Source organism: Pararobbsia alpina (assembly GCF_902859895.1).
In the GTDB taxonomy this organism is placed as follows: domain Bacteria; phylum Pseudomonadota; class Gammaproteobacteria; order Burkholderiales; family Burkholderiaceae; genus Pararobbsia; species Pararobbsia alpina.
Map to the genome: position 1 here is coordinate 1 of NZ_CADIKM010000072.1, position 14,650 is coordinate 14,650.

The window sequence follows — 14,650 nt, forward strand, 5'->3', positions numbered from 1 at the left end:
GATAACGCCAATCGGGTCCCTTGCGACGCTGCTGTGGCTGCATGTGCTGGCTCGCAAGAACGTAACAATCACATGGGGCTATTACTTCAAGACAGGTATCGTCTTGACGCTGCCCATTCTGGTTGTCACCCTGGCGGCCCTCGCCGTGCGATTGCAGTTTTGATGCGAATCGGGACTAGGTTGGCCGGCAAGCGTTTCCGAGGCGCGCTCGACCGGCTCCGCTCATGGAACGGCCAACCACAGTGCACCGGAAATACAGGAAGCCGGCGATGTTCCAACTCGATGCGTTGCGTGCCCTCACAGGGTGGGCATGCGCACAAAGCTGTCAAAGCGGGCAAATGGTGGCTGCACCTCGGTCACCTGCTCCGGCGAGCCCTGGAGCACCGCCTCCACGGAACCATCCATACGGTTGCGGACCCAGCCTGTAACGCCTAGGGCTGTGGAGCGGCGTGCACGGGCCTCCCTATAGCCAATGCCTTGTACCCGACCACGCACGTGCACCAGTCGGGTTTCAAGCGGCTCATCCCAATCATGAGATTCCATGGTCGGACTGCGGAGGGAGATTGATGCACGGGTTCAATGAAGCGGTTCGGCTGCAATCGCATGTTTGCGCATCTTCTTCCAAAGGCTTTTTCTGGAGATGCCAAGAGCGTGAGCGGTCTCGGAAATGTGGCCCTGGTGCTGCAGCAGCGCCGCGCGAATGAACGCGTTTTCGCATGCCGCCATGTAGCCGTCGAGCGGAGCGCCCAAATCCAATGCCGCGTCGGCCTGAGACCCGTCTTCCTCAAAAATGTCGGATGAAAAAAGCATATTGCGGGAGCAGACAATGCACGCCCGCTCGAGGCGATTCTGCAACTCGCGCACGTTCCCGGGCCAGCCATATGTCGCGAGGCGTGCTTCGCCGACGGATGAAACAGCTTCGTCGGTTCGCCGAGCCGGCCGGCGATATCGCGTACAAAGCGGTGCGCAAGCCAAAGGACATCCTCGGGCCGGTCGCGAAGTGCTGGTACGCGTAGCTGGAGGATGTTGATGCGGTAGAACAGGTCCTCCCGAAACGTCCCGACCCGGACCCGTTCTGCGAGGTCCCGATTCGTTGCGCAGACGAGCAGGAAGTTCGTTTCGAGTTCTCTCTCCCCACCCACCCTCGTGATACGACGCTCCTGCAAGGTACGCAGCAGCTTCACTTGCATCGACAAGGGCAAATCACCTATCTCATCCAGGAAGAGCGTGCCGCCCTCTGCCTGCTCGAAGCACGCTTTCTTTTGCCGTTTGCGCCCGTGAATGCGCCGCGTTCATGGCCGAAAAATTCAGACTCAAGGAGCGTCTCCGGGACGGCACCACGTTGACCGCGACGAACGGCAGTGCGTTGCCGGGCGCATGTCGATGAATGAACCGTGCGAGCACTTCCTTGCCGACACCCGACTCGCCGGCAATCAGAATCGATTTGGCTCGACCTGCGATTCGGCATCGGTTCCGCGAGTCGCCGCATCGCTTCGGACACACCAAGCTCGCTCTGCGCAGGCATGGCATGGTCAGGTATGCCAGTTCCTGTGAGAAGCCTAACCTTGTCGACCAGTGCGCCAATGTCGAATGGCTTCGTGATGTAGTCAACAGCGCCGCTCTTCAGAAGAGACACCGCCGTGTCGACCGAAGGGTACGCGGTGATGAATAAAAATGGCGGCACTGACGTATGCGCGGCGACCGACCGTGAGAACAGTTCTTCGCCCGATATGTCGGGTAGCCGGATGTCGTTGATAATGGCCTGGTATGGCCGGTTCTGTAAGGCATCCAGGGCAGATTCGCCGTCGATATGCCAGTCCACGTCGAAACCTTCTAGACGGAAGCGGTCGGCTAACGACTCCCCCATGATGGGTCGTCCTCGACGACACAGATAAGCGTGGTCGACATGATGCTCTCCTACTTCGCGGGGAAGTTACCGGCAACAGCACAACAAAGTACGTCCGCCCCGGTGCGCTATCGGCGTCGCTGCCCACTATGGACCTGGCTTCATCCAGCGTTGACCTGCGCATGCCGGTGCCGGCGCAAGATCGACAACATGAGACCATCGCTATCTTGTACCTCGTCGAACACGATCCGCGCGTGGGAAGCGGACATCATGACGTCGATTCAGGGGCTGCTCGATGAGAGCGCTTAACCGCCGGACACTTTGGCTTCGGCCATCTCAGGCATGGTCTGGCGGATGCGGTGAACCGTCCGCAGACTGACCAGCCCCAACAGCGCACTGACGTCTTCATCAGTACGCCCCTCCAGCAATTGCCGGCGTGCATAGGTGTTGCGAAGCACGCGCGGCCCCATTTCCGGTCCCTCGAAGCCGATCGCCTCCAGTTGCGCCTTCACGATGCTGATCAGCGTCCAGTCGCTCAAGGGCTTGTTGTCGGGCGACGGGAACAGCAGAGCATCCTGCGTGGCCGGGCCGAGGTGGGATTTCCAGCGATCGATCGCAGGCAGCGCGAAATCGGCGATCGTCACCTTGCGCTCCCACCGCGCGCCGCGCTTCGGGATGTGCACGTGCGGCCGGACCGGATGCAGGTCAACAGCATTCGCAAGCGACTGCCGCGCTTCGGACGCTGTGATACCCGAGCCGAGTAGCAGGGCCGTGATAGCGCGATCGCGCAATTGGCGGGTGTTGCCGTCGACGACATCCGCCGACTCGAGAACTCGCGCCTGCAGGAGCGCATCTTCCTCTTCATCGAGGTAGAGAAGATCCGGGTCGGTCGTTGGCCACACCTGCCACGTCGCCCAGCTTTCGGCCGGATTCGTCTTGCGGATGCCGATGTCGACCAGATAGCGGCACAGGCGATCGATCAGCTTCACGTAGCGGTGACGCGTCGTCGCGCTAGGCGCCGACGATTGCTCCGAGATCGTGTCGAGGAAAGCCATGAGGTCCGTTTGGGTGAACGTCGTTATGGTTGCGCGATGCTCAACCAGGTAACGGTAGAACCGGTCGAACATCGAGCAGTGCTGGAGCATCGAGCGATCGGAGAATAGCCGCCGGTTAGCGCCGACCGCGTGACGATACTGCCAGTCGTGGTACGCGGCCGCCGGCTCGCTGTACCAGCGTGCATGAATATCCAAAAAGCACCTCGTATACTGAATTTGCAATCATCCCCGCACCCAACGCCGAGCCGTCGTCTCGGCGCAAACCCAGCCGCCAAAGAGAAGGGGTGAATCAGCGTGCTCAGCGGCCCGAAGACGGGCCGGGACCGCGCTCGCCCCCCTCCAGAACATCGCACCGGCGCACACCTCAACGCCAGGACGCAGGCTGTGGGACTGTGAGCTTCTATGAGCGATCGCTTGCAAAAAACGCGGTCAAGGGACCAAGCGATGGATCAACCTCCGTTCGAGGCTTCTTTCGTTCCTCGTGTTCTCGCTCAGCCTGCAAACGTTCTGCCCATCGGTTGATCTTTTTTTTCTGGCGCTCCGTCGGGTTGTCCGTCAAGCAAGGTTCACCATCGAGTTCCTGCTCGAATGCCTGCCATACGATAGCGGGAACGGCAACCGGGGGTGTCCGGATCATTTCCCGCACTTGTTGCGCGCGGCGGATTGTGCTCTGCAAGCGATGAATTTCCCATAGCAGTTGCAGCACGACGGGGGATGAATTCTCGTTCCATATTTGCGCGAGTTCGTCCAAATGTAGCCGGGCGCGGTGGGGCATGATTGACTCCAAACACTGTTTAAACATACAGTATTTTGAATGCCCTGGCTTTTTTTTCTTTCCGGCACGGGATTTCCTGGTCACCGGGGCAAACTGATGGTCTTTCGGCCCAAATCGAGTCTATGCCTGCCCAGTTCAGACCCACGCCAGAGCAACAGGCCATCGTAGATGCGGCCGGCAGCGGCGACAACCTCAAGATCAAGGCTTACGCGGGTGCGGGAAAAACATCGACGCTCCGTCTGGTCGCGCATCGGCTTGCTCCACAGCGCGGTACCTACCTCGCGTTCAACAGGGAAATCGCTGAGCACGCGCGGCGGGGCTTTCCGGATAACGTCGTTGCGCGGACTGTCCACTCGCTCGCGTATGCCGCCACACCGTCCGCCTTGACCTCGCGCGTGAGCCTGCCCGCCGAGCCACCGCATGAGCTTGCGGGGCGGTACGGCCTGAGCTCCGTGGAGGTGCCATCTGTCACTGGCAAGGCTCTCGAGCTCACCCCCTTCGACCTGGGGCGTATGGTCGCCGACGGCCTTGGACGCTTCTGTCGGTCCGCGAGTCCTGTACCCGAGCCGGCTCACATTCCCGTCGACGACAAAATCAACACCGGCGCCGCAGAGTGGCTCCGCGGCGGACTGCTCCCCTCTGGTGCACCAACCGCTCGATGCCGGCGGGCAGTTCGAGTGCCTGCCAGGCTTTGAGACGTTCGATGTGTTCGAGCATGTGGCGCGAATTCGGTTTGACGGGCGACTGGCGCAGCCACGCCAGCCAGGTCGTCTTGCCGTTTTCGCGACGTTTCAGCAGGCCATCGAGGCGCCGGCGGTGCACGTCCAATAACGGCTCGGACAACGCCACATAGATGCGGCGATTGGCACGGGTGATGGCTTCGGAGCAAATGCGCTCGATGACATCCAGCGCCGGGATGATGATGTGCCGGTGGCGAAGTGAGTCGAGGATACTGGTAGCCAGCACGATGCCCTTGTCCGTCTGCAAGGCCTGTTCGGTGGCGGCATGGACGGCCTGCCGGTAGTGCCCCAGGCCGAACGACTCCATGCCCAGGTAGGCACGCAGTTCGAGCAGATGCTCACGGCGGGTTTCCTCGCGCTCGGCATACTGCGGCCAGCGCGCCCAGTCGGTGCGCAGTTGCCGTGCGATCCAGTGCAACAGCGACGACGGCACGCTGGCATCAGGCAGCAGACCCTGACCGGGGACGCGAAGCAAGCACAACTGCACCGCGACGCCGAGCCGGTTTGCATCACCACGGCGCTGGCGGATCAACGACAGGTCGGTCTCGCTGAAGCTATAGTGCCGGATGACTTCGTCTTCGGCGTCGGGTAACGCCAGCAGGCTTGCTCGCTCGGCGGCAGATAGGATCGAACGGCGTGGCATGAAGTTCTCTCTTTGAGCGAAATATCGCGCGGCGTAAATACCCCCGCTGCCGAGACCAATCGTTGATGCGGTTCTGTGTCGCGAGAGCTTTGTCAGTTCAGTTGGGTCGATGCTCGCCGATCAAGCGATAGGCCGCCGATCATCGCTCCGCTGCCAATCCCGATGTTGAAGGCCGCTACATAGAGCGCAGACGCTGCATCGGCCCGCTCAGGGGCGAATTTGAGGATCCAGCCTTGCAGGCCAACAGTCAGGGCGGAGATCGAGCCGCCCCACAGTGCCATCTCCAGCCACGCAGCTGATGGTCGCCGCCCGGCAAGCATCATGAGGGCTAGGCTCACGACGATGCCGATTGCTGCTACCAAGGCCGTTGCAGACGGCCGTTGGCCCGCCCATCCAGCAATGATGGTTCCAGCCGTGCCGGCCAAACCGAAGACAAACAGCAGCAATGACAAGCGAGGATCTGGAACGCCAGCGACGGCGGTCAGCAGCGGCACGACATAGGTATAGGAGCAGAAGTGGGCGGCGACTATGAGAGCAGTTGCAAGTGCCGCTCCATAGAGAGGTACATTGCCGTGCGGGAATCCCAGATCGGCTTCGTGGCCCTGGCCTGGAACGGAGGGAAGCAACAGCATACCGGCAAGCAACATGATCGCTGCGAGAACGGCGAAGAAGCCGAACGCTGCGCGCCATCCTGCCCATTGTCCGATAGCAGTTGCGAGTGGGACGCCTGCTACGACGGCAAGCGAGATGCCGCCGAATGCCCAAGCCAGAGCGCGGTTAGCCGGCATCTCCGGGACAAGACGCGTTGCGAAGGCAGCAAGGATCGACCAGAAGACACCGTGGGTCAGTGCTGTCACGATGCGCACCCCTGCCAGCATGGCGTAGCTAGGCGAGACGGTGGCGAACAGATTTGCCACGGCGATGACCGCAAGCAGGCCGAGAAACAATGTCCGCCGGTCAAGCCGATTAGTCGCAAGGGTGAAGGGTATGGCGGTGAGCGCAGCGAGCCACGCGTAACCCGTTACCAGAACGCCGACAGACCCATCCGACACACCGAGGCTATGACCAATCTGAGGCAATAGGCCGATGGGCAGATATTCCGTCGTCTGTGCAACGAACGCGCCGAACATCACCACGAGAAGTGAGCAGTTCACGAAGCTCGCCCGCGCAGGAAGTCGGAGACGATCTCAATGAACCTGGCAGGTTGCTCCAAGGGGGCGAGGTGCCCTGTTTCCATCTCGGCATATCTTGCGCCCGGAATGAGCGCCGCGAGTTGGCGAGCGTGCGCGGCTGGGACCATGTAATCGTGCGTGCAGCCGATCACCAATACCGGCTTTACGATCCTTCGGGCTTGATCGCGCACGTCGATCGTCAGGTCCAATTCGACCTGCCGCGCCATGCCTTCCCAATTATTGCTGCGGACAATCGTCTCGATATTTTCATTAACAGCAGCGTCGCCCAAGCCCGATAAGAAATCAGGGCTGAATCCCGTCAGCAGAACAAGACGTGCCATCGACTTGCAATCGAAATGGATCAGGTCGCGCCATAGCTCGAACTGCATCTTCTGTCGTGAATCTTCACCCGATACGAAGCCGGCGAGCAGAACAACCGATCGCACAAGTGTCGGATATTCGGCCGAGATGAACGCCGCGACGGCTGCCCCGAGCGAAAAGCCGATGAGGTCGAACGGCACCGCACCAGCCGCTTGTGCTGCGGCGACAACCTGGGCGGCCAACACTGCTGTGGTAAGCGGTTCGCCGTTGTCCAGCGTCTCACCCGACCCCGAATAGTCAGGGCGTACAACGGTCCAGTGGGGAGCCAGGTGCTCAACCAGATGGCCCCAATTGCTTTCGGAATCGCCACCTGTCCCATGAACAAGAACCAAACCCGGCCCCGATCCATCGACACGATAAACGACCTTTGCTCCTGCAAAATCAACGCTGTTCATGCGCTTGGCTCCTAATGTTTTCGCTTGGGTTTCAGCTCATGCTAATCTCTGACAGCACTGTTAGAGTCAAGGAGCCAAAGCATGAAGATTGGGGAGTTTTCCCACCGCTCGGGGATCAGCGTGCGAATGCTGCGCTACTACGAGCAGGAAGGGCTGTTGCAGCCAAACCGCCGTGAGTCCGGCTACCGAGATTACGGCGAGGCAGAGGAACAGTTGGTTCGGCGTATTCGCATGTTGAGCACGGCCGGGCTCAAGTTAGACACCATCAAGCAGTTGCTGCCTTGCGTCTTAAGTGATCGACCAGACTTCCGACTTTGAGCCCTGTTCAGAAGTGCTCGCGACTTTGAAACGCGAGCTTGGCGGGATGGAGCAACGGATCAAGTGCTTACAGTCGAGCCAGCGCATCCTGGCTGGCTACCTTGGCAAACTGACTTGAGTGTCGCCTTGAACTTTCTCGGTTTCGGTCTCTTAACGGTTGGACTATCTGGTGCCTGCGCGCATGGCCGCGGGCTGACAAAAACCCCCGCTGGCCGGAAACCTTGGTGTGGCGGGATTTCCGGCGTTCTGGGGGCGTGGTTTTGACGGCGATACGAAGTTCAAAGTTGAGTGAATCAATCTCGCCAGAAGCGCGAGGAACTCGATTTGGGATATTTCGGGAACGAAATCGATGTAAACGATGCACTGCAGCTGTTTACCGTTTTTAGTTCCCAAGAAAACGCTCAAAAGCGCGATTATTGACATGCGATGGAATGCGTCGGGTTCTCGCGCGGGGACCGCGCCCGGCCTCCAGAACATCGCATGGCACACGACGCCTCAACACCATCGCAGGTGTCGAGAATTCCGGCGTAACTCTGAAATTTGTCCGCTAAACTTGTCCTCAGCGGGCGTGCCTTCTAATAGTCGTGGAGTCGGTCATGGTGGCAAGTCGGATAGATGTTCCAGCAATCATCATCAGTGGCACGCCGGCCGAAGCAGACCGCTTTCTTGTTGCGGCGCTCTGGACCGGCGAAGAACCGGTCCCAACCATTAGTGCCGTCACGGAGTGGACGAACATCTTGCATATGCGTGGAGACGACTTCGCATCCCACGCATCCGCTTGTCTTTACTGGCTGTTTGAGCAGAAGGCTACTCAGGCCGGCAGGCTGTTACGCGCCCGTATTCCAAGGCGTAGTGCGGTCAAGGCCAAGACGCAGGCCATCAACCAATTGCGAGCTCTGCTCGTGAGCGCTCCCTAGGATCCGTGAGCGTCTTCTGAAAGCAAAGACTGCAGCATGTGTTGAGGGTTGCGCCCGTCTTCGCTCGTTGGCAAAACGCCAATGTTGCGGACACTCACGACCACGCTACGGCTGCTGACGAAGCGTTGGCTGACGCTAGCAGAGGAGCAGAAAGCACTCGACATCATGCTTGATAGCCTTACCAACCAGCATGCGGCTGTACAGGGTCCCGATTCCCTCCAAGCCCTTTTTCGTTGGTGAACTCGCCCCCGGGCGTGCAATCGGCCGCCCTCCCGGTCTGGTTTGAGCGCGGAGGAAGAGTTCGTGTATGTGCTCGAGGGAACGCCGGATGTCAGACGGTCATCTTCCGCTCTAAAACCTCTGCGCGGATTCCGAGTCTTTTGTCGACCGTCGGACCTATCGTCAGCACAGAACTCGGCTGACGGCGAGGGGGCTATTTTCCAGCACCGCTCTGGTTGCTCTGACTACCGTCACAGGCATAACTAACCGGCGCGCTGATAGCCAGTGTCGCACACGCAAGAACGAGCAAGCAAAGGAGCTTCTTCACGGTGACCTCCAAATCGGGGCGTTTGTGGGGGAGTACAACCAAGATACGCTTTCAACGGTTGAACATCCAGTCTAAAGCCGTCCTGTATTGCGATGGCACCATTCAAAACGCTGCCTCTTTCGATGATAGGGGGTGCCTCGCGCGATGCGTTTCCGCCTTGATTTCGCGCAGCATGGCCTTGCCAGAATCGCCAAGCGAACGCGGCCGCCGATATGGGCAGCCGGAGAGTGGATGCCGCGAAGGGCCAAAACGAATTAGGTCGAGGACAACTGGTCGCGAACCCGCATCAAAGTGATGCCAAGCAGGTTCCGACCACGCCATTTGGTCGGATCCGTGATGCGTGGGTCGCGGTCGTTCAGCCCAACGCCCCAGGTACGATCAGTCGGACTTGCCTCGACCAGAACGGTCGGTGCGGATTCGAGCAGGATTTTCAAGAGCGGTGGGTTTTGCGCGAACTTCTCGCGGCACCCAACGAAAACGATGGATTCGCGCTTGGCGAGCCACACCGAATCTTTGAAGTCTCGTACCGTTCGCCCGAGAGCCTTTTGAGAAGCGGGATGCGGAAACGCGAGGATTTTCGCGGCAATCTCTTCGTCACCGAAAAGACGCGCCTTCGAAAACATTTTGAATTGCTCGACGCAGTTGAAACGAACGTCATGATACGTGAATGGCGCGACATGCCAGTTACTGAATACATCGTCGGCGCCAAAGAAGGCAGTGATATTGTCGACTTTCCGCATCGGATGGTCTCCAAAGCGTTGAGACTGGCAAGGGGAAGGGGAATGGGCCAGAGTCGGCCTGGTCTCGATGCGAGGTTGCGCAAATGAAAGCGCTTTAGCAAGCGGGCTTGCCAAAAAACTCTCGAAAAAAGAAGTTAGCCCCGGAGGGCCAGCATCGAACGGGGTATTACTCGTTGCCGAGCTCTCCAGCAACGTCAGGTAAGCTGTTGAGCGCATCGTTCTTACGTTTAATCCAACCTCGGCCGACCTACGTATGTGCGTGCTTTCTGAAGCATAGCTTCAATGCGTCAGTTGTCACCCCCAATCGCTAGAGTAAGTCAGACATTTGGTCCTGCAGGTCGTCGATATCCGGCTCCGTCTCGTCTTGTCCCGAGCCACCTGGACGCGTCGAGGGGTCGTGCCGTCACACAGCGGTGTCGCTGCCCATCTATTCGTTGGAAGTTGGGCCAGTGAGCATCTTGTGGGCGATGCCGTGTGTCAACGCGGGCAACGTCGGACCGCGCGAACCGGCCGATACCAACCAGGCCTAGCGACGAGTCCCGGACATTCGCCACGAGAACGGCCGGTGTATGGATCGCATACCCATGGTCACGCTCGTCGACCCACGTGCAGGACATAGCGTCTGGCTCGTCGTGAGCATGCGAGCCTTCCATTCGTCAGAGTCGGGTAGGATCCTTCTTTCGGCTTTTCCTCGGTATGTCCAGGCCGCCGGTGGTTACTCTGCACCTGGCGCTTCCTTGTCCAGTTCGTTGAAGCCCTCGACCGGGTCATCGCCGATCACATCCTCAAGTTCGAGGGATTCGGGGAAGACGTCGAGCGTCGCCTCGGTTAATTCGTCGGCCAACTCGCTGATCGAATCGATCCATTCCTTCGTCGCGATTCCCTTGTCGCCGTTCTGCCAGTTCGCTGACCTATCATCAAATTCATCTTCAAGCTCTCGATGCACGTCATCGACCATGCCCCGCGCCGCATCGACCCTTTCGTTATATGCGTCCACGTCTAGTTGCAGCTTCGCACGTGCCGCGGCAACCACCTCATTGAACACGCGCAGAGACTCTTCCAACGTGCTCCGCTGCGCCGTCAGTTTGCCGAACGCTGCATCCATGCGCCTCTGATCGGGGGCTTTGATCTTGAATGCCATGCATGTCCTCTTTCGTGATACCCGAGTCCTGCTGCTAGGCCGCGTTATTTGACTCAGGATCGCCAAGACGTCTCCGTAGCTTAGGCTTGTAGGACCGAAACGGCAAAACCGCTCGGGCGCGAAAGCTTGCAGTTCAATCCGATGTTCATGGCCTACGCGGCGGCTGGCCTCTCAGCGGGTATTTTTTTCATCAATGGCATGTTGCACAATGTGACTCCGCTTTGAGCCGACGCCGCCGCGGATAAAGCGCTCGAGAAGCAACATGGCGCCTGGGTGATAGCACGGGGGCAGTGGCAGTGCACGAAAACCAGTACGTGGGGTAGGAAAAGCAGTCGCTCCCATGACGGAAACCATAATGCGAAAACCAGATTCGATCGCCGGCAGGATCGCCCGCATCGGCCGCTACACCGGCCCGGTGGCTAGGAAGTCGCCGAGGTCGAACGAGGTCAGCGTTGAAACGGCAATCCACTTCACGCTCGAGAACGATCCGACCATCTACACCACCTCTATCAGCCGCTTCTCAACACGAGACAAGGCAACGGGAAGTTCCAATTCGGTAGCGAAGGACCGCTCCTGGCCGAGCACTGCCTCATGCAAGGTGCTTATGCGGCGCGCTCCGCGATGCAGCGACCGACTGCAGGCGACCCACTTCGGCCCTTGAGTCTTCTCGAAAGCGGTCGTTCAGCACTGCGGCGCTCGACTTCCGGAGAGGCACCTCCTCACGCGTTAGCGCAATTCGGACTCGGACGGTTCCAGCACACTGCGTAACTTCCCGAGAAGCCAGTTGAACAACGGCGTGGTATGCCGGTAGTAGTTCCACGTGGGAAGCTGGCGGGCCCCCAAAATGCGCTTGAACTCGTAGGACGTGGCGCCCAGTTCGATTTCCGCAAAGCCTTCGCGGATGCCGAAATCTATCGCGCGGATGAACATGGCGAAGTACAAGCCGTGGTCGTTACTCTTGCCGTAATCCAGTCCGATATAGCGGTTGACCAACTGGTGTCCCTTCCCGATCAATTGGGTGAACCCGATCAACTCGTCTTCCAGAAAGAACAGTAGGTAATGGCTAAGCGCGCTGGTGTTGACAAAATATTCAGGCGTCAACTTCTCGAACTTCAACTCGGCCTTGTGATAGGTGTTCAGATATAGCTGATATACCTTGGCGACCAGGTTCTCTGGCAGACCGGCGCACTCCTCGTAGCGCAGTGCGGCTGACTTCTTCAGTTTGCGCTTAAGCAGGTTTCTGCGGTCGCTCTTCATCGACTGGTAATAGTCTGGGCCGAGCGCCAGCACAGGTACGGGCAGGCCTATCGCCGGCACAAAATCCGGCAGCGGCAGGTTCTGAGCGAATCCCTTATAGGCGAGCAGACTACCCTTCTTCGCCAGTTCCCCGTTTATGGCTGAGAGGATTTCCACGCAGGCATCCCCATGGATGCGGCCCATATCCGCTGTCGGATTCCCGATGCACGCCAGCTTGAATCGGATCCAGCTCAGGCTCCGCTTCAGCCAGCCGTTGGGCAGCAAGGTATTGAGCCTGAAGTTCATCACAAAGTAGGGTGCCACCGTAACGAGCCGGTCTGCCCGGTAAACGGCAAAATAGCCGAACCGGAAATCATCCATGCCGGCCATCTGAACGGCATGGTAATACTCAGCTCCCTCCGGCTCGTCGTGCAGAAATCCCTCTGGCGGAACGGCCAGATCCTCGATGCGCAGCATGGGTAACGGACCTTTTTCTGATCGTCTGGTGTGTTACGGTGCTGCCTGCCAACTTCATATAACGGAGATCGGATATGGAGTTGGCGTTACACCGCGTTGCGAGACTTCGGGGATTTCACCCCGGAAATCTGGATGACAGGTACGTACCGATTGTCGGCGATCTGAGCGTTGATGTCGAATGACCGCTCGTGGCCGATTTCCGAAGTTCCTTTTCGCACGCTAGGAAGCTGGCGAGATGAGGCTGTCTGCGTTTTGCCACCGCGAAAAAGGAATTATCAAATTCACCGCGGAAAAACGGTCCGGCAGCGCCCGCAGTGCCGTGTCAAAACGATTCACCGACCAACTCTTCACTCTTGCGCCAGAGCGCGTCGGCGCCTGCAGCGGACTAAATTTCCGTAGCCGGACCCGTTGCGGACCTTCAGACATTAGGAAAGCGGACTGTCAGTCAACGTGTAATCGACAGGTACCTCCGTATCACACCTCCGCCAACTCAGCGAGGTACATGATTCGGGATAACGCCCGGCGCTCCGAAAGCGCAACGACAGTTTCGATATACCGCTGTTGTCGCCCATACCCCGCCTTCCCGTCCACGGCTTCGACCTCAAGCCGGTGCGCAAGCAGGGCTCTCAGTCTTCCCATCGCGTTGAAGAGAACGCTATTCGTTCTATCCTCTTGCTCAATCAGTCGAAAGCCGGCAGCTTCGAGCAGACTCTCATTGACTCCTGGAGGCACAAACTGCGTGTATCCGTTGGAACTTCGTCGCTCAACCTCCTCGTTGGAGATCGGTCCGGTGATAACGCCAGCATCGGTAAGCAAGAGCCTGCCGCCAGGTACCAACAGTCTCGCCATCTCATCGAAGAACATTTGACGGTCACGAAGGTGAACCACAACGTCCAGGGAGATGACCGCATCGAATGACGAATCGACGAGCGGAGTCGGAAAGTTCACATCGCCTTCGAGTAACGCGACACGATCTTGAACGCCGGCAGCCGACGCCCTTGCGCGCCCGGAATCGATAGCCGATGCGCTCACATCCAGTCCAGTCCCCATACAGCCCGTCGACTTGACCATGAAAACCAACGGCCCGCATGGGCCGCATCCGACATCCAGAAGCCTGCTAGAGGTGGCGAGTGAGAGCCGCGGCACATCCGATCGAAGCTCATCGGCGGTGACCCAGGAGTGCTGGCCAACGTCCTCCCCGTAAGCCTCCTTACGCAGCTCCCTCATTAGCGGCGAATCAAACACCGCATACACGGGGTCGTAGCCCTTCGCTGGGGAATGTTCAGAAGCGGTCATGTTCAGCTCCATCACGAAATACCAGAAACTCTGTTTGCTTTCAACCGGGGCCAAGCGCTGGGTGATGCATTGCCGACAGCAATCCCGGGGCCTGCGCCTCATGTAGGCTATCTGTTCCTGACCGACCGCCAGGCCAACGTGAACATCGCAGGCGACGTCAACATTTTCGAAAAATCGCGGATGATTCTCCAGGAGAAAAGCCCCCGGTGTCCCGGTGCCAATCCCTGATCGCGGAAGATGCGGGCGACGCGATTGGAACGCTCCTCGTGCTCGCGATAGGTGACGGCACTCCACACGTTACCTGGGCCCAGGTGGCGCGATTGGAGATCATTCCGTTCGTGTCGGAAACCGTGACAGACCAGGAATTTCTGGTTGGTCGTGAGGACGGAACACCCGTCACTGTGGCGGGTGAGCTCCGTCTGCCGCGCTCCGGAAACGAACGATTTCCGCTAGTCATCCTGCTGCATGGTTCGGGCGGCATAGGCGGATTTGTCACTGACTGGGAGGAGCAATTTCTCGCGATGGGTGTCGCTACATTTGTGATCGACAGTTTTACAGGTCGGGGCATTGTAAGCACCATAAACGACCAGTCTCAGGCGGGTCGCCTGGTCCAGATGGAGGATGCATATCGCGCGCTGGCACTGTTGGAAAAGCATCCCAGAATTGACAGCGGCCGCGTGATGCTGATGGGATTATCCAGGGGTGGCCAGAGTGCACTTTATGCAAGCATGACCCGGTTTCAACGCATGCACGCCGCCGGGTCCGCGGCTCACTTCGCTGCCTACGTTGCTTTCTATCCCGACTGCAGCGCAACGTACCGTGACGAGCAAGATATTTCTGCGAGCCCGGTGCGCATATTCGTAAGCGAGGATCGATTACCGCCTATCCAGGAGTTGAAAAAATCGTCAGGCTAGTACCCACCACAATGTGATGGGTACTAGATCGATGGAAGCAAAAGCACCGGGCCGGCG

14 protein-coding genes and 3 pseudogenes are annotated in these 14,650 nt (G+C 58.9%); 5 read left to right on the forward strand and 12 right to left on the reverse strand.

Annotated elements, in window-relative coordinates:
• Positions 1-163, forward strand: a 163-nt coding sequence (locus HV670_RS27790) for an ArsB/NhaD family transporter (protein WP_281362478.1), incomplete at its 5' end; no start/stop codon positions are given.
• A gap of 134 nt (positions 164-297) precedes the next feature.
• Here the strand turns inward: HV670_RS27790 and HV670_RS27795 are convergent.
• The 8 genes and pseudogenes from HV670_RS27795 to HV670_RS27825 form a co-directional block, all read right to left on the reverse strand.
• Positions 298-543: an acylphosphatase gene (locus HV670_RS27795; RefSeq protein WP_175108191.1), complete on the reverse strand. Its 246-nt coding sequence runs from the start codon at positions 541-543 to the stop codon at positions 298-300.
• Between the two features lie 33 nt (positions 544-576).
• On the reverse strand, positions 577-810 hold the full coding sequence (locus HV670_RS31475; RefSeq protein WP_484555934.1) for a helix-turn-helix domain-containing protein: 234 nt from the start codon (positions 808-810) through the stop codon (positions 577-579).
• 248 nt (positions 811-1,058) lie between these two features.
• Positions 1,059-1,867, reverse strand: a pseudogene (locus tag HV670_RS31485) (sigma-54-dependent transcriptional regulator); the annotation flags it as partial.
• A gap of 284 nt (positions 1,868-2,151) precedes the next feature.
• A complete protein-coding gene (locus HV670_RS27805) occupies positions 2,152-3,096 on the reverse strand; it encodes a tyrosine-type recombinase/integrase (RefSeq protein WP_246258036.1) in 945 nt (314 codons plus the stop codon).
• Between the two features lie 205 nt (positions 3,097-3,301).
• The gene (locus HV670_RS27810) at positions 3,302-3,676 is read right to left on the reverse strand and encodes a cytochrome P450 family protein (protein WP_175108192.1); all 375 of its coding nucleotides are present in this window, start codon (positions 3,674-3,676) and stop codon (positions 3,302-3,304) included.
• A gap of 639 nt (positions 3,677-4,315) precedes the next feature.
• Positions 4,316-5,059, reverse strand: a pseudogene (locus HV670_RS27815) (DUF4158 domain-containing protein); the annotation flags it as partial.
• Between the two features lie 92 nt (positions 5,060-5,151).
• The gene (locus HV670_RS27820) at positions 5,152-6,213 is read right to left on the reverse strand and encodes an MFS transporter (RefSeq protein ID WP_175108193.1); all 1,062 of its coding nucleotides are present in this window, start codon (positions 6,211-6,213) and stop codon (positions 5,152-5,154) included.
• Positions 6,210-7,007, reverse strand: coding sequence for an alpha/beta fold hydrolase (locus HV670_RS27825; protein WP_175108194.1), 798 nt, complete (start codon positions 7,005-7,007; stop codon positions 6,210-6,212). Before HV670_RS27825 ends, HV670_RS27820 begins: the two co-directional genes overlap by 4 nt.
• 81 nt (positions 7,008-7,088) lie before the next feature.
• Between HV670_RS27825 and HV670_RS27830 the strand changes: the two genes are divergently transcribed.
• The gene (locus tag HV670_RS27830) at positions 7,089-7,325 is read left to right on the forward strand and encodes a MerR family transcriptional regulator (protein ID WP_217478540.1); all 237 of its coding nucleotides are present in this window, start codon (positions 7,089-7,091) and stop codon (positions 7,323-7,325) included.
• Positions 7,326-8,161: 836 nt separating this feature from the next.
• A pseudogene (locus HV670_RS32450) lies at positions 8,162-8,440 on the forward strand (IS110 family RNA-guided transposase); the annotation flags it as partial.
• A 603-nt stretch (positions 8,441-9,043) separates the two neighbouring features.
• Here HV670_RS32450 and ybiA read toward each other — a convergent pair.
• Together ybiA and HV670_RS27845 are read right to left on the reverse strand one after the other, a co-directional pair.
• Positions 9,044-9,745 (reverse strand): riboflavin biosynthesis intermediates N-glycosidase, encoded by a 702-nt coding sequence (gene ybiA / locus HV670_RS27840; protein ID WP_246258039.1) that lies wholly within the window; start codon positions 9,743-9,745, stop codon positions 9,044-9,046.
• A 499-nt stretch (positions 9,746-10,244) separates the two neighbouring features.
• The gene (locus tag HV670_RS27845; RefSeq protein ID WP_175108195.1) at positions 10,245-10,670 is read right to left on the reverse strand and encodes a hypothetical protein; all 426 of its coding nucleotides are present in this window, start codon (positions 10,668-10,670) and stop codon (positions 10,245-10,247) included.
• Positions 10,671-11,010: 340 nt separating this feature from the next.
• Here HV670_RS27845 and HV670_RS27850 point away from each other — a divergent pair, with 340 nt between their 5' ends.
• A complete protein-coding gene (locus tag HV670_RS27850) occupies positions 11,011-11,331 on the forward strand; it encodes a hypothetical protein (RefSeq protein ID WP_175108196.1) in 321 nt (106 codons plus the stop codon).
• A gap of 65 nt (positions 11,332-11,396) precedes the next feature.
• On the opposite strand, the gene HV670_RS27855 is transcribed toward HV670_RS27850, so the two are convergent.
• A complete protein-coding gene (locus tag HV670_RS27855) occupies positions 11,397-12,383 on the reverse strand; it encodes a GNAT family N-acetyltransferase (RefSeq protein WP_175108197.1) in 987 nt (328 codons plus the stop codon).
• Positions 12,384-12,857: 474 nt separating this feature from the next.
• Complete coding sequence (locus tag HV670_RS27860; protein ID WP_175108198.1) at positions 12,858-13,679, reverse strand: SAM-dependent methyltransferase; 822 nt, start codon at positions 13,677-13,679, stop codon at positions 12,858-12,860.
• Positions 13,680-13,999: 320 nt separating this feature from the next.
• Here HV670_RS27860 and HV670_RS27865 point away from each other — a divergent pair, with 320 nt between their 5' ends.
• A complete protein-coding gene (locus HV670_RS27865) occupies positions 14,000-14,593 on the forward strand; it encodes a dienelactone hydrolase family protein (protein WP_246258040.1) in 594 nt (197 codons plus the stop codon).
• Positions 14,594-14,650 lie beyond the last annotated feature (57 nt).